Genomic DNA, 20,238 nt, shown 5'->3' on the forward strand with positions numbered 1-20,238 from the left:
AATGTTTTACACCGGAAAGATCAGCATCGGAATCTTTTTACTTGAAACCATGGCCTCAACCAGGTCGCTGTGAAACATTCTGTAAAAGGCCGAATGTTTCTGTTTCGATAATGAAATGAGATCGATGTCGTGCGATTCTATAAAATCGTCCAGACCTTTTGGTACACTTTCGCTTTCGGTTGAAACACACGTAATGTCCACATCCGGATAATCGCTTTTCAGGAACGTATTGAGCTCGTCAATTTTTTTCTGGAGGCTTAGATCGTTTTTTGTTGCAATGTGGACACAGTAGATTTTTTTGTCGTACGATTTAAGTATCTCCAGTAGTTTATTAAGCGAAGAATTGTCCGACTCATAAAAGTCGGTGGCATACATTACATTGATTTTCGCTTTGCTTTTAAATTTGGCACCTTCGGGAACTCCAAGTACCGGATACTGCGTGTTTTCTATTACTTTCATCAAAGTTTTTCCGCAAAATTCTCCATTTCCTTCTTTATCCTGTCTTGTTCCCATCACCACGACATCGGGTTTATACCTTTTGCACGATTCCGTAATCACATTCACCGGTGTTCCCTTCAGCATGCGGTAGTGAACTTTTACCGAACGCATCAGCTCTTTCGGAATACGGGCTTTCAATTCTTTGCTGAATTCAACCAGCTTTAACTGTGCCTTGTCAAAAGCTTCCTTTAGCTGCATGTTGACGATTTTCTCCCACGACGTGGTGCTTTTTTGCGAATCGGCGAACGTCGGATCGGGGTAGACATACAGGATTTTAACTTCCGCATTTTGTCTGCTTGCCAATCCAATGGCATACTCACACAAATCGAAACAACAGTCGCTTATTTTTACGGGAACCAAAATTTTTTTGAGTTGCTTTATTTCCCCCATATCCCGTATTTCATCGAGATCGAACTCCTTGTGTAATTGCAGGAGCGTAGCAATGGCTTTTTCCGACTGCCCGGCTTTGACTTTTAATAAAACCTCCCTCGGATCGTACTTTTCGCCAAGTGTCAGACCTTCATTTGTAAAGAATACCTCGAATCCGTGTTCTTCGAGTTTATCTTTCACAAAACTGCCTAAATAGGCTGTTTTAATCCGTAATAATGTAATCAGTTGATTTTCCATGACGGTTAGTTTTTATGCTGATTGATGGTGCCGTATTTTTCTACCAATTCGGCTTTAATCCCTATTTCTGCATACGAGAAATATTTACCGAAAAGTTTCCAGGCCGTGTCGATCATCGTATCAATTTCAATATTTATGTCAATCGCCAGTAGTTTTTCCGAGTATTCGCGGGCAAAACTCATGGCTCTTTTGTCGTAATCGGTGAGGTCGAAACCATTTTCAATTTTTGTTTTGGCATTGGCGGCGTCTGCATAAAGCCGCACGGCCGTATTCATGACCTGCGGGTGGTCTTCCCGCGTTTTTTTGCCAATTACGAGTTGTCTGAGCCGGGAAAGACTGCGGAACGGATCGACAATGACTTTCCCTATATCCGTGTCTTTTCTCAGGAATAACTGACCTTCGGTGATGTAACCGGTGTTGTCGGGAATGGCATGCGTAATATCGCCTCCCGATAGCGTTGTAACAGCAATGATGGTTATCGAACCTCCGTCGGGAAACTGAACCGCTTTTTCGTACAGTTTCGCCAGGTCGCTGTATAACGAACCGGGCATGCTGTCTTTCGACGGAATCTGATCCATGCGGTTCGATACAATGCTCAGGGCATCGGCGTACAAGGTCATGTCGGTAAGGAGGACCAGCACCTTTTGTTTTTTTTCGACGGCAAAATATTCGGCAGCAGTGAGCGCCATATCGGGTACCAGCAACCGCTCTACAGGAGGATCTTCGGTGGTATTCACAAAGCTGATGATACGGTCGATTGCTCCGGCATTTTCAAATACATTTTTGAAAAACAGGTAGTCGTCGTTGGTGATTCCCATGCCCCCCAGAATAATTTTATCGGCCTGGGCCCGAAGTGCTACCATGGCCATTACCTGGTTGTAAGGTTGGTCGGGATCGGCAAAAAACGGAATTTTCTGACCGGTTACAATCGTGTTGTTCAGGTCGATTCCTGCTATACCGGTGGCAATTAATTCCGAAGGTTGTTTCCGTCGAACCGGATTTACCGAGGGACCGCCAATTTCAACCAATTGCCCCTCTACTTCCGGTCCTCCGTCGATGGGATGTCCGTAAGCATTGAAAAACCTTCCGCACAATTCTTCGCTCACCGGCAACTGCGGCGCATGGCCCAGGAAAACAACTTCTGAATCGGTTGGAATTCCCTCCGTTCCTGAAAAGATCTGCAAGGTCACAAGGTCGCCTTCAATTTTCACAACCTGGGCCAAACGATCGTTTACCAGCGCCATTTCTTCGTTTCCTACACCTGTGGCATGCAACGAACAGGTTGCTTTGGTGACCTGACTGATGTGCGTATATATTTTTTGAAAAGCTATCGGTTCCATTTTGTTGATTTATACAGCTTGCTCTTCAGTTTTTCTTTTTTCGTTAATGATGCTTTTCAGCTCTTCTTCATAGTTACTGAACGGTTCAGATTGAAACTCTGAATAATTCATTTGTTTGAACACATTGATGATCCGCTTGAAATAGGGATTCACTTCCTCAAACTTGTTAAAAGTGAAAGCGGTATTGCATACTTCCAATACTTTATCCATCATGTATTTCTGACGTGGAATGGGCGTGGAAGCGTCGATCTTGTCAAATGCATCCTGTTGCAAAATGACAAAGTCGATCACCTCTGATTTCCAGAATATTTCGTGATAATGAATCGGGACTCCGTCATCTCCAAGAATGTTGATCTGTTCGTAAGCTTCGTTTCCGCGGATCAGAATATTTTTGACTTCAAGTATCTGGTCGATCCAGTTGCCGGCGATCGTTTGGGAAACGAATTCAATAAATTCGGGATATTCCAGGTATTTGGAATAACTGTCCACCGCATCGATGGCGGGATAGCGTTTACTGTCGGCCCGGTTTTGCGAAAGGGAATAAAAACAACGCGCGGCTTTTTTGGTGGCTTCGGTTACGGGTTCTTTTAAGTTGCCGCCGGCAGGCGAAACGGTCCCAATAAATGTGACGGATCCGGTCTTTTCGTTGTGCAGGCGAACATAGCCGGCGCGCGCATAAAAATTGGAAATAATGGCCGGTAAATCCATGGGGAAAGCATCGGGGCCGGGAAGCTCTTCCATCCGGTTCGACATTTCGCGCAAAGCCTGCGCCCAGCGTGAAGTAGAATCGGCCAGGAGGAGAATTTTTAAGCCCATTTGCCGGTAATATTCAGCTATGGTCATGGCAGTGTAAACCGAAGCTTCGCGCGCAGCTACAGGCATATTCGATGTGTTGGCAATGATGGTGGTTCGCTCCATCAGTTTTCGTCCAGTTCGCGGGTCGTCCAGTTCCGGGAATTCAGAAAACAGTTCAACCACTTCGTTGGCGCGTTCTCCGCAGGCTGCCACAACGATCATATCGGCCTCCGCCTGTTTTGAAAGCGCGTGCTGCAATACCGTTTTTCCGGTTCCAAAAGGCCCGGGGATAAAGCCTGTTCCTCCTTCCACAATCGGATTGATGCAGTCGATCACACGGATTCCGGTTTCCATAAAATTGAAGGGCCGGGGTTTTTCTCTGTAAGCTTTTATCGGGATTTTAATGGGCCATTTTTGCACCATCGTTACCCGATATTCATCGCCTTTGCCATCTATCAGTAGGGCAATGATATCATCAATTTTGTAGCTTCCTTCGCTATTGATTTTTGAAACTTTGTATCGACCATCCAGTATAAAAGGGACCATAATTTTGTGAGGAATCCAGTTTTCGGTCACTTCACCCAGCCACGATCCGGCAACTACTGTGTCTCCTTCTTTTGCAAGCGGCTTGAATTCCCACAATTTGTAAGGTTCAAGCGGGTGTGTGTATTCGCCTTTCCGAAGAAAAATGCCTTCCATTTTATTGAGGTCGTTTTGCAAACCATCGAAATTCTTCGACAGAATTCCAGGGCCAAGTGTTGCTTCGAGGAGGTGACCGGTAAATTCGACTTCGGTTCCTGTTTTCAGACCACGGGTGCTTTCAAACACCTGGAGGTACGCATAAAGGGCACCAATGCGAATGACCTCGGCCATGAGTTTGACCCCGGCAAAGTGGATGTAACAGATCTCGTTTTGAGAAACCGGTCCGTCAACCTTTACCATTACGAGGTTGGAAATAATACCCGCCACTTTACCTGTTGTTGCCATAAGTTGCTATTTCGTTTGACTTAAGTCCACTGCTAACTCATCGGTCTTTGCAAAGTCGTCGATTAGTTTTTTCAGTAATTCTTCACCACTTTTTTTATTGAGTTTTGTCCATCGTTCCACCATTTGTAGCTTGAGGATATAACCCAAAATCTTTTCGATGGTGAAATAGTAGAAAAACGTATACTCGTCGAGGTAGTCCCATTTTAATTTATCGAGCGCTGTTTCCCGCTCCATCCAACTCCGGGATGATTCGGTTATTTTAAAGATTTCGCGATGGTAGGGGATTTCATCCTCGAACCATTCAGGTTTAAATTTTCTGTTTGTCAGTAGTAAACACACATTTTTATTCTCATTCACCCGGATGAGGTGTTCTTCGGTGGAGTAATCGAATTGGATGCAATTCACAGCTGTCAGGATATTTTTCAGGTTAAGCTGAAAAAGAAACCAGTTTTTGAGAAACTCATTATTGGTTTGCAGGATGTACTCGTAATAAAGTTGTTGCAATATGATTTCTGCATTGAGATTGAGCTCTTTTTGCTCGGTTTCTTTTATCCATTCCAGAAATTGCAGCATGTATTCCGGTAATTCTGGCAACTCATTCTCGGGGGAAAGCTGCAGTTGCAAATAGGATTCGGAGAAAATGCCCTTTGGATTGAAAGACGCTTTTTTGCGGAGGAGAAGGTTCTGCAGATTTTCGTTGTCAGCTTGCAGATAAATCAGTTTCACCAGTTCATAATCCGACGGAGAAAGCTCCATTTTCAATTGAATTAGCAGATCAACACTGTCCGTTACGAGTTTATTTTCGTTAAAAAACAAATCGGGTAATCCTGCTACCAAACAATGATATTCTCTTTTTAGCATGTCCGAAATTTACAGGTGAAACATCCTACAACCCGGCGTAACTAATGCAGCTTTATGTCTTTATCACTACTCTTATCAGGTATTTTATCTCCGCCTTTTTCAAATGAATCGAAAAGTAAGCGCTGTGTACGTTCTCTCAGATAGCGTTTGAAATAATTTATAAAATCCGTGTCGGTGAAGCTGATAAAGTAGCTTCCGTTTTTGGGGCTAATTCTAAACCCGGATTCTATCTGCGGATCAACCCGAACCTCCACGCTTTTATTCATCACTTCCATGGCTTTGGCATCAAAAAAAGCAGCGAGTTCCTTTCTTTTCTTTTCAGGAAGTAGAACCAGCAAGTCGGCGCCATCGTCCTGCTTCCAGTTTTGTACAGTGGTCAGGATGATTTCCTTTATGAATGCCTGGTCTTTAAAAGCTTCTTTTATTTGGTTTTCTGTCTGTTGGGTAGTAATAAGTCCGTTTATTTTTTGTTTCAACGCGCTGATGAACTGCCGTGCCGCAAGTTGTAACTCTACCTCGGTTTTCTTTTTTATTTCTTCGGCATTCTGTTGTGCTTTTCCGATGATTTCTGCTTCCTGTCTTTTGGCCTCATTTACCATCTCCGCCGCTTTTGAAGTGGCTTCAGAAATGATTATCCGGGCGTCTTCTCTGGCTTTTACGACACCTTCATTATAAATTTTCTGCGTTATTTCTTCAATTCGGTCGGCCATGGCTGTGTGGAATAATTGAATGTCAAATAGAATGAATGTCAAAATTCTGGGTAACTCCGCCCACTGTAAATACAGGTACCGGGCAGCCGTGTATGATCCCCGAAACAAACTTTCCGATTTTTCTTCCCGAAAAACGAATCTCCTGATGTGTCCGGATGATTACCAAACCTGGTTTTTCCTCTTCGATGTACTCTAACACCGCGGTGTGGATCTCTTTGCCAATTGCTTTTATAATTTTCACTTCGCAGGATACACCTCTGTCCATCAGCATTTTTTTTAGGTTTTCCGCATTTTTGTAGGCCAGGCTTTTGGTTTCTTTGATACCGATGTTCAGCGCTGAAACGATTTGAATTTTTGCATCGAACTTTTTGGCGAAGAAAGTGGCCCAGTAAAGCCTTTTTTGGGTTCGTTGTGAAATGTCGATCGGAATTACAATTTTATCGATACGATCAACCGGATGGTCCTTGTCGATCAGAAGAACCGGGCAAAACGATTTGCTTACGTAGCGGTCAACTTCAGCACGGGTAAGTCCTTCGGCATTCTTTCTCTCGCTTTTGTCGAGCATTACAAATTCGTAACCACCCCGTTCCGATTCGGTAATCAGCGTGTTCACCACTTTTCCCCAACCCATGCGCGGAACAACATCCGACGGAATTTTATTTTCCATCGCTTTCCCTATGAATTCAGTGAATTTGTTGAGTTCATTTTTATGCCTGAGCTGATTCTTTTTGGACTGTATCCGGGTGGGGAAGATAGATCCCGACCTGATAATATCCAGCAGGAATATTCTCATTTCGAGCGTTTCTTTAAAGATAAGAGCTTGTTTTAAAATATTGATACCAGCCGGGGTTTGAGGAATATGCGCCAAAATGCAGTTCGATCTGTATTGCATGACAATAAATCTAAAGGTAGCACATCGTTGACTGTACTTAACAGCTGATTTGAGTAATTGTATATACCTCAAAAAGAAGAATAGGTTTCACAAGCCTTCATAAAACATATTAGGAAAGAATGTAAAATGATGGAATGGCATTTTACTGTTGGTGTGGGGCAGGGAATGATATTTTATTGTTGAACGGGAAGCTCGCGTATCCGAAATGCATCAGCAGGAGTGCGGAAGAAAAGCTGGAACAGATCGAACTGAGCAATGCCCGCTTTTTCCATGGCCGGTACGAGGTAAGTTTCGATATCGCTGTACCCGCGGAAATCGCCACCATCGGGTTCTCCGGGAGAGTACCAACCGGCATCGTGCGAAAGTAAAACCTGAGGAAGCTGTCCATGTTTTTTTATGTACAAAATGAAATCAAGGTATTCATCCACTTTGTCGGGCGCGAAGCCATCGAATGCGATGAAAACGCCCATTCTCGCCGCTTCGAGTAGTTTTTCCCGGTCTTTTTCGTTGTTGGCGTGTGTCCAGATAAACGCAGAAGGATCTACGCCATATTTCTTTAAAATTTCAAGCTGCTCAAATGCCGGAATTGCCGGGCCTGTGTGCGACATAATTACCAATCCGGTTGCTTTGTGGGTAATACAGGATGCTTCCACAACTTTTCGGTTGAGTTCACTCAACGGACCTGGATTCACGGATATTTTTATAAAACCCGGATAAACACCGGTTCCTTCAATTCCGTTTTTGGCCTCGTCGATCCACAGGGCAGCGAGTTCTTCGGCTGTTTTCTTTTGCAGTTCCTCCGGAATATATTTCCCATCGTAAGCTGAATACAGTCCGGTATTGGTAACAAAATACATCCCGGTTTTTTCGGAAAGCATTTTTAACAGCTCCGGATCGCGTCCCAGGAAAGCCGGAGTACATTCCATAATGGTTTTATACCCCAGATCACGCGCTTCCAACAGGTAGGGCAGTACTTTTTTCACCACTTCCTCACGGTTCCAGCGATGATAACCGGTACTATCGGCACCGATAAAGTCAACCAAAATATGTTCGTGATGAAGCGTTTTTCCCATCTTTTTTACTGAAACAGGACCCGTAACGGTCATAAAATCCGGCGGTTCCGGGCGACAGGAAATGAGGGAGATAAAAAGCACAATAAGAATGAAGGAAGAAGCTCTGGTCATCTGTTATAGTTTTCTCCCAAGGTAAACAAAATAAGTGGGTCAGGGTTTAAGCGGATTCTTCTCTTTGATGCGTTTTTTGCTTTTTCGCACCACCAGAATTGCCCCGGCAAAAACAAGCAAAACGCCTGCAACGGTAATGAGAGAAAAACGCTCGTGTTCAACCCATGAGACATTTAATTCGGTTAAAATCCCCATGGTGATGAAGGTGATCATCGGGTTAAGAATCAAAATAATACTGACTTTGTTTGCTTCGGTGTACTTTAATGCATTCGCCACACAGGTGTAGGCAATAAAAGTGTTCATCCCTAAAAATACAAGCAGGAGCCACCAGGTCCAGTGAAGATGCAAGAGTGAATCGAAGTTTACAAACGGGAGATATGCAATGGCCGGAAAACCAAAGAGAAAAAGATTAAGCGCATCAACCGGATGAAACGCTACCAGTTTTTTCTGTAGAATGGCGTAGACCGACCAAGCTACGGCGCCGGAGATGGTCAGGAGTATTCCGACTTGATAATCCCCGCGGCTGTCGAAAAATGCGCTTAACTGATCGCGGTAGAAAAACGAAAATCCAGCCAGCGCAATGATAAAACCGATAACCTGGTTTCTGCTCAGTTTTTCTTTAAACAGCACAATTCCGGCCATAGCCAGGATAAGCGGGCCGGTTTGAATAAACAGTTGGGCATTGCTGGGCGTTGTCCGGTGAATTCCGAGCATATAACCCATGTAATTCCACGACAGCGCTATTGCTGCAAATATTAACAGCAGAGGTGGTTTTGTCAGAATCCGAAACGACGCCCGGTTTTTGTACATCAGCCACGCCGAAAGCATGATAAATGCAATCACAAACCGGAACCAAACGATCGTTGGCGGATCTACCTTCCGAACGGCAATTTTTAAAGCGATGGCGAGGAAACCCCAAAAAAAAGCGGTTATCGACGCGTATATAATTCCTTTGGTGTGGTTTTGCATATTCAGGCTAGCTGGAGAATCTCCTTTAGGTTTTTATTCAATTGCCGGACGTAATTGAATTCGAGTTCACCCAATTTCCCAATCACAAGGTCTTTGTCGATGGTGGCAAATTTACCAACTCTGATTATGGAAGTCTTTTTTATGCCATTAGAGGAAGAGGGGAGTAGTTCAATGTCGTGTTTTTCTCTCCACTGAAATTGAGTGGTGATAAAACAAACCGTGATGTCAAGCGGAGAGGAACACAGTATTAATGCCGGTCGTAGTTTCTTTCCGGATAAATCGGAAAACGGGAAAGGCACTAATACTATGTCACCCTTTTGCATGTTTCTTTATGTTTTTTTAATCGGATCTAGTCCCTGATTTGGGCGATCATTTATATTTTTCTTTCAGATCTTCAACAGAGTACAGGTTTTCTTCGTGTATTAAATAGTTAAATGCTTTTGCCTCCGAAGTTAATTGCTGTATTCCTTCCGTTAGCAGTGCATCATCCATTTTAGTCAGAAGAAAATCGACAAAATCTTCCACCTCCGGAAGTTTTTCATCCGGTAAACGATTCAGTTTCTGAATCGTGTTTTTTATGGTTAAATCTCTGTTTATCATTCTGAAACAAAGGTAGCACCAATTTGTGATTATCGCAATTCAGCTCCCAGTTCACGGTCAAACGCGGCAATCAGACGTTGCATGGTTTTGTCGATCTGTTTGTCGTTTAACGTTTTGTTGTCGTCGCGCAGAATAAAGCTAACCGCATACGATTTCTTCCCTTCCGGAACGCCTTTGCCTTCGTAAACATCGAACAAGTCAACCTGACGCAATAGCTGACGCTCGGTTTTCATAGCCACTTGTTTGATCTGGTCGAATTTAACCGATTTGTCGATCAGCAAAGCCAGGTCGCGGCGAACAGCCTGGAATTTTGGTAATTCCTCAAAAAGAACGGTATGTTTTTTATGGGCCGCGAAAGTATTGTCCCAGTTGAAATCGGCATAATAAACCGGAAGTTCAATATCAAATTTCTTTTGGAACGAACGTGCCACAACGCCTAATTCCAATACGGTTTTGTTGTTGTAACTGTAGGTCAGACCATCCGAGAAAAGCTCGCTTTCCGAATCTTTTACATCCAGATTCTGATTCAGTAACCCAAGACGTTTCAGAATATTTTCGGCATAACTCTTTAGTTCGAAGAAAGAAGTGGCTTGCTCTTTTGCAGTCCAGCTTTCAGCTTCTTTATTTCCCGTGATAAATATACCCAGGTGATTTTCTTCCCAGTAATTGTTGGCCGGCTGATCTTTTAGCTGTGTTCCTTTGTAGAAATAGCAGTTCCCGAATTCGTAGAATTTCAGATTTTTATTCTGCCGGTTGGCATTGTAAGCAATGGTTTCCAGTCCGCCAAACAACAAAGTCTGTCTCATGCCGTTCAAATCGGCGCTTAGCGGATTCAGTATCATTACGGTTTGCTCAGCTTTGTAATCTTTCAGATCGTCATAATGCGATGCTTTGGTCAGCGAATTCGACCATATTTCGTTAAACCCACGTGCCGTCAGCATTTCAGAAACGAGGTTTTTAACACCATCGGGGCTTGGTTTTTCGGCAGTTTGCAGCGATGCATTTACCTGTGTGGGAATTTCAACGTTGTTGTATCCGTATATTCTCAGGATATCCTCAATAACATCGGCTTCGCGTTTTACATCCACACGGTAAGGCGGAACCAGCAACGAAAGCCCGGTTTCGCTTTCTTCTGTTATTTTTATTTCCAGCGAAGTGAGTATATTTTTGATGGTATCAGCGCCCAGATCTTTCCCGATCAGTCGGGTAACGTTGGCGTACGTGATATCCACTTTGAAATCTTCGATCGGCTGCGGATAGATGTCTACTATTTCAGAAGAAATCGTACCTCCGGCGATTTCTTTGATCAACATGGCCGCACGTTTCAAAACGTAAATGGTATTGTTGGGATCCACACCGCGTTCGAAACGGAACGAAGCGTCGGTATTTAATCCGTGGCGACGCGCCGTTTTACGAATATAAACCGGGTCGAAATAAGCACTTTCAAGGAAAATATTGCGGGTGCTTTCTTTTACTCCAGACTTAATTCCCCCAAAAACACCACCGATACACATTCCGCCTTCTGCGTTGCAAATCATCAGGTCGTTTTCGTTCAACTCACGTTCTGTTTCGTCGAGTGTGGTGAATTTAGTACCGTTGGGCAACGTTTGTACAATCACTTTTCCGCCTGTAATTTCATCAGCGTCGAAAGCATGCAGTGGCTGGCCGGTTTCAAAAAGAACATAGTTGGTAATATCCACTACGTTGTTGATGGGCGAAAGGCCAATCATTTTCAAACGGTTCTGCAACCATTCGGGCGATGGCTTGATTTCTACTCCTTTTATGGTAACACCGGCATATCGCGGACAAGCTTCCGGATTACGCACTTCCACCGGGATTTCCAGATCGTGGTTATCCACTTTAAATTCGGCAACCGATGGTTTGGTGTATTGTATTTTCTGTGTTTTGCTTAAAAATGCAGCCAGATCGCGTGCCACGCCAATGTGCGAACCGCCGTCGATCCGGTTGGGAGTCAGGTCCACCTCAATGACATAATCCGACTCAATCTTAAAATAATCTTTGGCTGCCGTTCCTACTTTTGCGTTTTCATCCAAAACCATAATCCCGGCATGATCGGTTCCCAGGCCGATTTCATCTTCGGCACAAATCATCCCCATGGAAACTTCGCCCCTGATTTTTGATTTTTTGATCGTAAACTCCTGGTCGCCGTCATAAAGCACCGTACCAACCGTAGCTACCACCACTTTTTGACCGGCAGCCACATTCGGAGCGCCACAAACAATCGGTAAAACTTCGCCTGTACCTACATTCACGGTAGTAACGCTCAAATGATCCGAATTCGGATGTTTTTCGCAGGTCAGAACTTCGCCGATGACGAGTCCCTGTAAACCGCCTTTTACGGTTTCCACCTCTTCCATGCTACCTACTTCCAGTCCCGTTTGAGTGAGAATGTCACAAATTTCCTGCGGTGTTTGCTCCAGTTTGATGTAATCTTTTAACCAGGAATACGATATCTTCATTTTGAATGATTTTTTCTGTCGATTTTTAAACGCGACAAAAGTAAGGATTTTATTCGATGAAGGGAAAAGTGGGGCGCTGAATGTAAGCTTTCTCCGGCATTTCTTAAAGCTTGATTCAAAGGAATAATCCGAACAACGTACAGATAAACCTTGAATTCTGTCATAAACACTTGTCTGATTTATGTTTATCTTCGGCCCTTGAAATAAATCTGAAAGTTATATAATGAAAAAACTGCTCTTAATTTTTGCATGGGCTGGCCTGGGAATTGTTTCGTGCCAGAACCAGAAAACTGAAAGTAAAACAGACATGGAAAACCCGTTTTTTACTGAGTGGAAAACTCCTTTTGGCGTTCCGCCATTCGACGAAATAAAAGTGGAACATTACGTTCCGGCGGTAAAAGAAGGGATTCAGCAACAGGAAGCTGAAATTGAAGCTATTGTTGCCAATCCTGAGGAGCCAACCTTTGAAAATACCATCCTGGCATTCGATAAGTCGGGTGCGTTGCTGCAAAAAGTGAATGGTGTGTTTGGCCCTTTAAGCAGCGCCAATACCAACGACGAAATGCAGGCGGTAGCCCGCGAATTATCGCCGCTGAGCACCGCTCATCACAACAATATTTCGATGAATGCCGGCCTGTTTAAACGAATTAAAGCCATTTATGATCAAAGGAATGAATTGAACTTCGACCAGGAACAAATGCGCGTGGTTGAGAAATATTACGAGGATTTTGTTCGTGGCGGCGCTAATCTTGCCGAAGAAGATCAGGCTAAATTGAAAGAAATCAATCTTCAGCTATCTGATTTGTACCTTCAATTTGGTGAAAATCTGTTAGCCGAAACCAATAAGAGTTTCAAACTGGTAATCGACAGGGAAGAAGACCTGGCCGGTTTGCCCGAAGACGTGATTGCAGGTGCTGCTGCAGCTGCCCAAAAAACAGGTGATTCAGGAAAATGGGTATTTACCTTGGCTAAACCCAGCTGGATCCCGTTTCTTACTTTTGCTGAAAACCGCGATTTGAGGGAAAAGTTATACCGTGGTTATTTTATGCGCGGCGATAACGATAACGAAAACGACAATAAAGAGATCATTAAGAAAATTGTTCCCTTGCGCGATCAGAAAGCCAAACTTCTGGGTTTTGAAAATTTTGCGGCGTACAAGGCAGATGTAAACATGGCCAAGACTCCGGAGAACATCACCAGTTTCCTGATGGAACTTTGGGAACCCGCGCTGAAGATGGCGAAGCAGGATGTAAAAGACATGCAGAAGATTATCGATCGTGAAGGGGGAAAATTCAACCTGCAATCGTGGGATTGGTGGTATTATTCCGAAAAACTGCGTAAAGAGAAATACGATCTGGATGAAGCGGAAGTAAAACCTTATTTCAGCCTTGAAAATGCAAAGAATGGTATTTTCTATGTAGCCGATCAGCTGTATGGTTTGAAGTTCGTTAAGCGTGATGATTTGCCGACTTACAACGAGGAGGCGGAAGCCTACGAAGTACAGGAAGCCGATGGATCGCACCTGGGTGTTTTGTACATGGATTTCCATCCGCGCGACGGTAAAAAAGTGGGCGCCTGGTCGACCAGCTTCCGTCCGGCAAGTTATGTGAATGGTGAACGCGTTTCGCGCATCGGTTCTATCGTTATGAATTTTACGCGTCCTGCAGGCGATGCACCGGCTTTGTTGAGCTTCGACGAAGTTTCTACCTTGTTCCACGAGTTTGGACATGCGTTGCACGGTTTGTTCGCCGATGGCCCATACGACCGCACAGCAGGTAGCGTGCCACGCGATTTTGTTGAGCTGCCCTCGCAGATTATGGAAAACTGGGCCGCAGAACCTGAAGTAATTAAGGTTTATGCCAAACATTACCAAACCGGCGAAACCATCCCCGATGCTTTACTGGCGAAATTGATCAAAGCAGGTACCTTCAACCAGGGATTTATTACCGGTGAATACGTGGCTGCATCGTTGCTGGATATGGATTACCATACCACAAAAAATCCGGAGATTTCAGATGTAAATGCTTTTGAAAACGAAGCCCTGAATGGAATTGGTTTGATTCCGGAGTTTTTGCCCCGTTACCGGAGTACCTACTTCTCGCATATTTTCTCAGGCGATGGTTATTCGGCAGGTTACTATGTATACATCTGGGCAGCTGTTCTCGACAGCGATGCTTTTGATGCCTTCAAACAAAGCGGCGATATTTTTAACAAGGAGTATGCGGCTAAGTTCCGTACCCTGCTCGAAAAATGCGGATCGGACGATGGTATGACCATTTACCGCAACTTCCGCGGACAGGATCCTTCCAAAGAACCACTTTTGCGTAAACGCGGATTGATTTAGTGATCAACTTGAACTAGAAAAAACGTCGTGTCTTTTGCAGGCACGACGTTTTTTTTTGAAAGCTCTGAGCCACGAACCACGAGCTTTAAGCTACAAGTAAAATAAAGCAGGACGGCAACATCGAACAGCAATCCATTGCTAAATTGTAAAACGTTAAATTGTAGAATGAGCTGTGGGCTTCAAGTAATCGCAGCAGCACGCTGTCACTTAAATAATAATCGTTTTACCTCAGGAAACGACTGTTTTAAGTCGGGAAATCATCATTTCAATTCAAGAAATGAATGCTTCAACTTGAGAAGAAACCACTTCAACTAAAGAAATGACTGCTGCAAGTCAGGAAATAACATCTTTAACTTGAGAAATAACTGCTGCAACTTGAGAAATAACCACTCTAACTCAAGAAACGACCACTACAACTTGAGAAATAAGCACTCCGACTCAGGAAATGACTGCTTCATCTCTGGAAAATTGACTAATGACAAGTGACAAATGGCTTGCAGCCCGCGGCTCGCAGCTTATTGCTGCATTTCCGCGTATCGCGGCTTTGTTTATCCTTTGGCTTCGGTATCTTCCTTTTTCACAACGGGGAAAGGCTTGGTGGCTTCTCCGGTGTAAAGCGTTACATGCGGGAACGGAATTTCAATACCTTCGCGGTCGAATGTCTCTTTTATATCCTGGAAAAGAGAGTTTTTAACGGCCTGGTAATTGGTCCTTTCAAACCACACGCCAACCAGGATATCGATACTGCTGGCGCCAAATTCCTTAAAAAGGATCACGGGTTCAGGTTCGTCGAGGCACAGCGGGTTTTGCCTCACTATTTGTTCCAACAGTTCTTTAACCCGTTTCAGGTTTTCTTTGTACGCTACCCCTACGTTAATGTCCAGTCTTCTGATCGGGAAACGGGTAACGTTTATCACTTCGGAGCTGATTACTGTTTGGTTGGGAATACGCAACAGAAGTCCGTCGAATGTTCTGATTTTAATGGATAATAGGTCGATGCTGTACACCGATCCCGATTTATCACCGATTCGTATCACATCGCCAATTTCGAATGATTTTTCAGACACCAGGAAAAAACCGCTGACAATATTGCCAATACTGGTTTGCGAGGCTACGCCAAGTACAATACCGATGATCCCGGCTGCCCCGAAAAAGGGAGTGAGATCGATGTTCATTTCATCCAAAACAACAAAAACCAGGATCGCATAACCCGTGTAATTGATGAAGCGGGTTACGATCATCTGCCGCTGTTTCGACATGGAGTTGGGAAGCACCCGTTTCACCAGTGATCTGATCAGGTAGATCAGCCCTGTGCCAATGGCAACAATGATCAGGGCTATCACCAGGCGTTCGAGGTTTTCGGCATTAATGTATTTCGACCAGTCAAATTTCATTCGTATTCCTTTTGTTTAATGTGATATTTTTAATCGGCGAGTGGTATTATTTTCAAGTTTAGCGGAACAAATACCGCCCAAAAGCTTTACCTGTTCGTGCTCGTTTTGTTAGTCAAACCGGTACATGTTCCGGATAAAATGAAAGTTTGCCTTTAATAAACCTTTCAAGTCGTTCGTTCTTGGTTTGGCAACCGTTTCGGGATTGTCTCCGTGGAACGCCTTCGAAGTTCCGTAGTCAACCGAACTGATGCTTGACTGGCCTTTATATTCCAGTTTTACCACACTTGTCACCAGTAATTTATTGTTTTTGTAGAGCGTCATGTTATCCGCTTTTATAATCAGACGCTGTACTTCGAGTGTTTCGTCGCAGTTATTAAAAATGCTGACCGGGCAAATGGCTTCGTATTCGTTCACTTTCATGTCCGAAAACGAAAGCGAATAATCACTGCCTATCGCAAAAGCCGGTACTCCGGAGTCGGGCTCTCCAAACCAGGTATCGGACAAACGGCGCGAAGGAACTTCTTTTAACCGGTTTCCTTCCTCTATTTTTGAAAAATACACCAGAAGAACAATCGGGATTTTTATAAAAAAGGACATGCGCTGATGCGGGGCAATTTTCATTTTATTGCCTTTAAAAACCAGTGGTTTATAGTGAAGTGCGGGGCTGATAATTATGCTGTTTGATTTTCCCGACTGAAAATATTCTCCCGCTGTAATGTCTTCAGGAGTCATCGATTCGGGCCCGGTGTTTTTATCAAATACCCGGAGATACCAGCCTTCTTTTTCTCTTTTTATTCCCAGAATAATATCGTTGCAGGGCAGGAGCGCCGTTTCGCCCGGGTGTATGCTGTGTTTTCGAAAAATTGTTTCTTTCTCCATGAATGTGAATTGAAAAATAAATGTACAAAAATTTGAAAACAGAAGGCTACAGGGCAAAAAAAATCCGGGAGAGTTCCCGGATTCTTAAATATTCTGCTTTTACGGCTTATTCAAATTTGTCTCCAACATCAATGTTTACGGCTTTGGTAATTTTCCCGATGTTCTGTGGATCGATTATCCCGCTGATGCTGATCAGCGCATTGTCGTCGCCACCCACAACCAGGAGCAGGTCCGAGATTTTTCCGTTGCCGGCATCCCGTGCCAGAAAGCGAACTACTTCGTTTTCTTCGGTAACTTCCATCAGTACTTCAAAATCGTTGTTTTTGAAAAAACCGTCGGCTTCCAGTTCTTTGTAGAAATCAATCTTTTTATTGAGCTCGTCGTCATCTACCGAAAGAACTCGAATGCCTTTTAAGCCCGATAGTACATCTTTGGTGGTTTCATCGCCGGTGTCGATCTGGGCGGCAAAGCCCAGTAGTTTCCCTGAAATGTTAACCGTAGTAAATCCCTTTTGGTTGGCGTATTTTGAAAATAGCTTGTCAACCGGGTCTTTTTGTGCAAACACTGCGAGCGGCAGTATAATTGCCAACAGTAATATTAACTTCTTCATCACGTTTTATTTTTCTTGTTATTATTCTTTTGTTGCTTCACTTGCCGGCTGCTAGCTGCCGGTTGGTTTATATTTTTTATTGTTGGTTTTCTGTTTTATTTATCTCGTCGTAGAATTTAACTACGGGTTCTGTTCCTTTTGTAATCGGCTCGGAAGCTTTGTGCAGCATTTCGAAGTTGGAAAGCTGTGCCAGTCCCTTGTTGTATTTTCCCGATACAAACTCCAGCGTTTTGGTAGCATAGGCATACGCTTCATCCGGATTCTTGAACGTGTCGTCAAATGGTTTCTTTTGTTCCTGGTAAAACAGGAAGCCCGCCAAAACAATGATTACTGAAGCTGCAATACCGGTTACCACTTTCCACATCGAACGGTAGCGTGTTTTCTCGCGGTGTTCGTGTTCCAGGATGTAATCCATTACATCGTCTTCAATCGTAGGGTCGTCGGCTAAGTTGGCCAACGCTGAAATTCCTCCAAAGAACCCGGCATATTCAGCTACTTCGGCGGCTACCTCTCCCGACTGAAAATAGGCTTCCAGCATTCTTTCTTCGGCATCGGTACTGTCGCCATCAAAGTAGCGTTGTAATAAAATTTTTACTTCTTCGGTTTTCATATGATTAATTGTTTATTTCATTGGTATCATATGTAACTCGCATGGTTTTTTCCTCCCTTTGCGCTGGTTGTATATATGCTCGTTTCATTGTCATTCATTTTTAAAAATTCATCCCGCACTTTTTTTCGGGCTCTCGACAGGTTTACTCTGATTGCATTCACCTGTAATCCGGTCACATCCGCGATTTCGTCGTAACTCAGCTGCTCAATGTCGCGCATGTGCATAACGTTGCGCTGCAGGTCGGGCAGCCGGTCGATCAGCCTCCGGATTTGTCCGGCTGATTCGCTTAATTCAACTTTTGAATGAACATCGACCGTTTCTTCCTTCATTTTCCGGTCAGTGTCTGCATCGATCGGTACAACCCGGTTGGCTCTTACAAAATCGATGCAGTGGTTGCGTGTCATTCGCATGGCAAAGGCCTCAATGTTATCAATTTCAGAGAGTGTTTCCCTTTTTTGCCAGAGCTTCAGGAACACGTCCTGAACAACGTCGCGTGCCAGATCCTCGTCCTTCAGAAAGTGGGTGGCAAAGCGCAGCAGTTTTTTGCTTACCGGTAATACACTCGTTTTAAAATCTCGGGCAACCATGCTTTTTTGTTTGCTTTTCTGCTTTTTGTTTCTTGTTTTCAAAGTTAAGACGTCGGCCTTCGGAAAGCATTACATCGGAATAAAGAATTTTTTGATAAAAGAGTACTAGTTTCATTTTTAACTATTTCGAGACAAAGAGATTGCTTCTCCCGAATCATCTGGCTCGCAACGACGACACTGAAAGGCTGCGATCTTGGCCGGAGGTGTTGGGCTTGTCCCAAAAAGTAAATGTCACGCAAAGCGCGCTAAGATTTACACAAAAGTACGCAAAGAGAGGAGCTGATTATGAGTAATCTGCAACCTTTGCGCTTCTTATGTTTCTTTGCGTGAACCTGATTTTACTGATTTTTTGGATAGCCGCAACACCTCCCCGTTTTAAGAAATTTCTATGCAGGTCATTGCGATCCGCTAAATGGTGGAGAAGAAATCTTAATGATTTACGTGGCACTAATGATAAAATATGTTTTATGAAAGGTGAAAAGAAAAAATCCGGGACACTGCCCGGATTTATCATCTGTATTCGCTATATGTATTGATGAAAATCAGCTTAGTTTCAAAACCAAGATGGTATCGATTTCGTCTCTTTTTTCTTTTGGAATTGTGAGCAGTATTCCATCGTCTGTTTTCTTGAAATTCACTTTTTCGCCACCATCAAAATAAACGGCCGATTTAATTTTACCCGGTAACGCGGGAATCAGAAGGGTTTCGTCTTTCATTTCCAGTACGTGAATATACACATTGCCGTCTTTGCCAACTGTGGTGGCTCCCCATTCCTGCGGGCGAATCGGGCCTTTACGAGAGTCGTAAATGGTTTCACCGTATTTTTCAAGCCACTGACCCATCACCATTAAGGTATCAATATTTTCGGGTTGAATTTTGCCGTTGGGCATCGGGCCGGTGTTCAACAGGAAGTTGGCGCCAAAACCTGCTGCTTTTACCATGGTTTGAATGAGTGTTTTCGATGACTTGTAATTTTGATCTTTCAGGTTAAAACCCCATGAACCGTTCATCGTTTCACACATTTCGAGCGGAAGCTCTGAAATGGTTCCGGTTTGGTTAAAGCCCATGGTATTTTCGCCCGGCAGATCGCGTTCGAACATCTGGAAATCTTCGCCCGGGATTGGGTCAATATGATGGTTGCTGCCGATTAAGGTACCGGGTTGCAGTTGGTGAATCAAAGAATAGGTTTTATCGAGGTGCCAGTTTTCATCTTTCTTGTCCCACATTCCGTCAAACCAGATTCCGCCAATCTCGCCGTAATTGGTCAGCAACTCCGAAAGTTGTGTATTCATGTATTCGATGTAGTTTTCCCAGTTTCCGCTTTCGGGTCGGCCGGTATAGTTCTGGCCGGTTCCGCCACGTGGAAAATAATCGGGGTGGTGCCAGTCGAGTTGCGAATGATAAAGGAAAAGCTTGATTCCCTGTTTGTCGCATTCCTCCTTCAGCATTTTCAGCACATCTTTTCCGTAAGGTGTGCGGTCCATAATATCGTAATTGCTGATTTTTGAGTCGTACATCGCAAAACCATCGTGGTGTTTGCTGGTGATGGTAATGTATTTCATTCCGGCTTTTTTGACCATCGATACCCATTCCGCCGGATTAAAATCGACCGGATAGAAGAACGCGGGCAGCTTTTCGTATTGGTGGACGGGGATTTGTTGCTGGTTCATTACCCATTCGCCATCACCCAAAATGGAATAAACGCCCCAGTGAATAAACAAACCGAATTTGGCATTCTGAAACCATTCCCGGTTTTCGAGATTTTTTTCGCTGGGCTGGTAGCCGGATTGCGCGAATAAAACGCTTCCTGAAATCAGAAGTAACAGGAGTAAGCTGCTTAATTTTTTCATGTGAATTAATTTGATTTAGGT

At 43.9% G+C, this 20,238-nt stretch carries 18 protein-coding genes; 1 reads left to right on the plus strand and 17 read right to left on the minus strand.

Annotated features, from left to right (window positions below; all coding sequences use genetic code 11):
• Positions 1-6: 6 nt before the first annotated feature.
• From MR764_RS10245 to pheT, 11 genes are all read right to left on the minus strand, one after another.
• Complete coding sequence (locus MR764_RS10245) at positions 7-1,125, minus strand: universal stress protein (RefSeq protein ID WP_247979319.1); 1,119 nt, start codon at positions 1,123-1,125, stop codon at positions 7-9.
• Positions 1,126-1,130: 5 nt separating this feature from the next.
• Positions 1,131-2,465 (minus strand): V-type ATP synthase subunit B, encoded by a 1,335-nt coding sequence (locus MR764_RS10250; RefSeq protein ID WP_247979320.1) that lies wholly within the window; start codon positions 2,463-2,465, stop codon positions 1,131-1,133.
• A gap of 9 nt (positions 2,466-2,474) precedes the next feature.
• Positions 2,475-4,247 carry a V-type ATP synthase subunit A gene (locus tag MR764_RS10255; RefSeq protein ID WP_247979321.1) on the minus strand — a complete coding sequence of 591 codons (1,773 nt, stop codon included), beginning with the start codon at positions 4,245-4,247 and terminating at the stop codon, positions 2,475-2,477.
• A gap of 6 nt (positions 4,248-4,253) precedes the next feature.
• Positions 4,254-5,108, minus strand: coding sequence for a DUF2764 family protein (locus tag MR764_RS10260; RefSeq protein WP_247979322.1), 855 nt, complete (start codon positions 5,106-5,108; stop codon positions 4,254-4,256).
• A 41-nt stretch (positions 5,109-5,149) separates the two neighbouring features.
• Positions 5,150-5,818, minus strand: coding sequence for a V-type ATP synthase subunit E (locus tag MR764_RS10265; RefSeq protein ID WP_247979323.1), 669 nt, complete (start codon positions 5,816-5,818; stop codon positions 5,150-5,152).
• Positions 5,819-5,840: 22 nt separating this feature from the next.
• Entirely contained in the window at positions 5,841-6,710 is an 870-nt protein-coding gene (locus MR764_RS10270; protein WP_247979324.1) for a universal stress protein, read from the minus strand.
• A gap of 173 nt (positions 6,711-6,883) precedes the next feature.
• Entirely contained in the window at positions 6,884-7,894 is a 1,011-nt protein-coding gene (locus tag MR764_RS10275) for a phosphotriesterase (protein ID WP_247979325.1), read from the minus strand.
• A 39-nt stretch (positions 7,895-7,933) separates the two neighbouring features.
• Positions 7,934-8,863, minus strand: a complete 930-nt coding sequence (locus MR764_RS10280) for a DMT family transporter (RefSeq protein ID WP_247979326.1) — start codon at positions 8,861-8,863, stop codon at positions 7,934-7,936.
• Between the two features lie 2 nt (positions 8,864-8,865).
• Positions 8,866-9,186: a type II toxin-antitoxin system PemK/MazF family toxin gene (locus MR764_RS10285; RefSeq protein WP_247979327.1), complete on the minus strand. Its 321-nt coding sequence runs from the start codon at positions 9,184-9,186 to the stop codon at positions 8,866-8,868.
• A 46-nt stretch (positions 9,187-9,232) separates the two neighbouring features.
• Positions 9,233-9,463 carry a hypothetical protein gene (locus MR764_RS10290; RefSeq protein WP_247979328.1) on the minus strand — a complete coding sequence of 77 codons (231 nt, stop codon included), beginning with the start codon at positions 9,461-9,463 and terminating at the stop codon, positions 9,233-9,235.
• Between the two features lie 29 nt (positions 9,464-9,492).
• Positions 9,493-11,943: a phenylalanine--tRNA ligase subunit beta gene (gene pheT / locus MR764_RS10295; protein ID WP_247979329.1), complete on the minus strand. Its 2,451-nt coding sequence runs from the start codon at positions 11,941-11,943 to the stop codon at positions 9,493-9,495.
• A 223-nt stretch (positions 11,944-12,166) separates the two neighbouring features.
• Between pheT and MR764_RS10300 the strand changes: the two genes are divergently transcribed.
• Complete coding sequence (locus tag MR764_RS10300; protein WP_247979330.1) at positions 12,167-14,287, plus strand: M3 family metallopeptidase; 2,121 nt, start codon at positions 12,167-12,169, stop codon at positions 14,285-14,287.
• Between the two features lie 548 nt (positions 14,288-14,835).
• Here MR764_RS10300 and MR764_RS10305 read toward each other — a convergent pair.
• The 6 genes from MR764_RS10305 to MR764_RS10330 all read right to left on the minus strand — a co-directional run bounded on the left by MR764_RS10305 (position 14,836) and on the right by MR764_RS10330 (position 20,217).
• Positions 14,836-15,681 (minus strand): mechanosensitive ion channel family protein, encoded by an 846-nt coding sequence (locus tag MR764_RS10305; RefSeq protein ID WP_247979331.1) that lies wholly within the window; start codon positions 15,679-15,681, stop codon positions 14,836-14,838.
• Positions 15,682-15,789: 108 nt separating this feature from the next.
• On the minus strand, positions 15,790-16,560 hold the full coding sequence (locus MR764_RS10310) for a DUF432 domain-containing protein (protein ID WP_247979332.1): 771 nt from the start codon (positions 16,558-16,560) through the stop codon (positions 15,790-15,792).
• Positions 16,561-16,666: 106 nt separating this feature from the next.
• On the minus strand, positions 16,667-17,170 hold the full coding sequence (locus tag MR764_RS10315; protein WP_247979333.1) for a DUF4252 domain-containing protein: 504 nt from the start codon (positions 17,168-17,170) through the stop codon (positions 16,667-16,669).
• 76 nt (positions 17,171-17,246) lie between these two features.
• Positions 17,247-17,780 (minus strand): hypothetical protein, encoded by a 534-nt coding sequence (locus MR764_RS10320; protein ID WP_247979334.1) that lies wholly within the window; start codon positions 17,778-17,780, stop codon positions 17,247-17,249.
• Positions 17,781-17,806: 26 nt separating this feature from the next.
• Positions 17,807-18,367: a sigma-70 family RNA polymerase sigma factor gene (locus MR764_RS10325; RefSeq protein WP_247979335.1), complete on the minus strand. Its 561-nt coding sequence runs from the start codon at positions 18,365-18,367 to the stop codon at positions 17,807-17,809.
• 542 nt (positions 18,368-18,909) lie between these two features.
• Positions 18,910-20,217 carry an alpha-L-fucosidase gene (locus MR764_RS10330; RefSeq protein WP_247979336.1) on the minus strand — a complete coding sequence of 436 codons (1,308 nt, stop codon included), beginning with the start codon at positions 20,215-20,217 and terminating at the stop codon, positions 18,910-18,912.
• Between the last annotated feature and the right edge of the window lie 21 nt (positions 20,218-20,238).

It is taken from the genome of Maribellus sp. YY47 (genome assembly GCF_023111095.1).
In the GTDB taxonomy this organism is placed as follows: Bacteria; Bacteroidota; Bacteroidia; order Bacteroidales; family Prolixibacteraceae; genus Draconibacterium.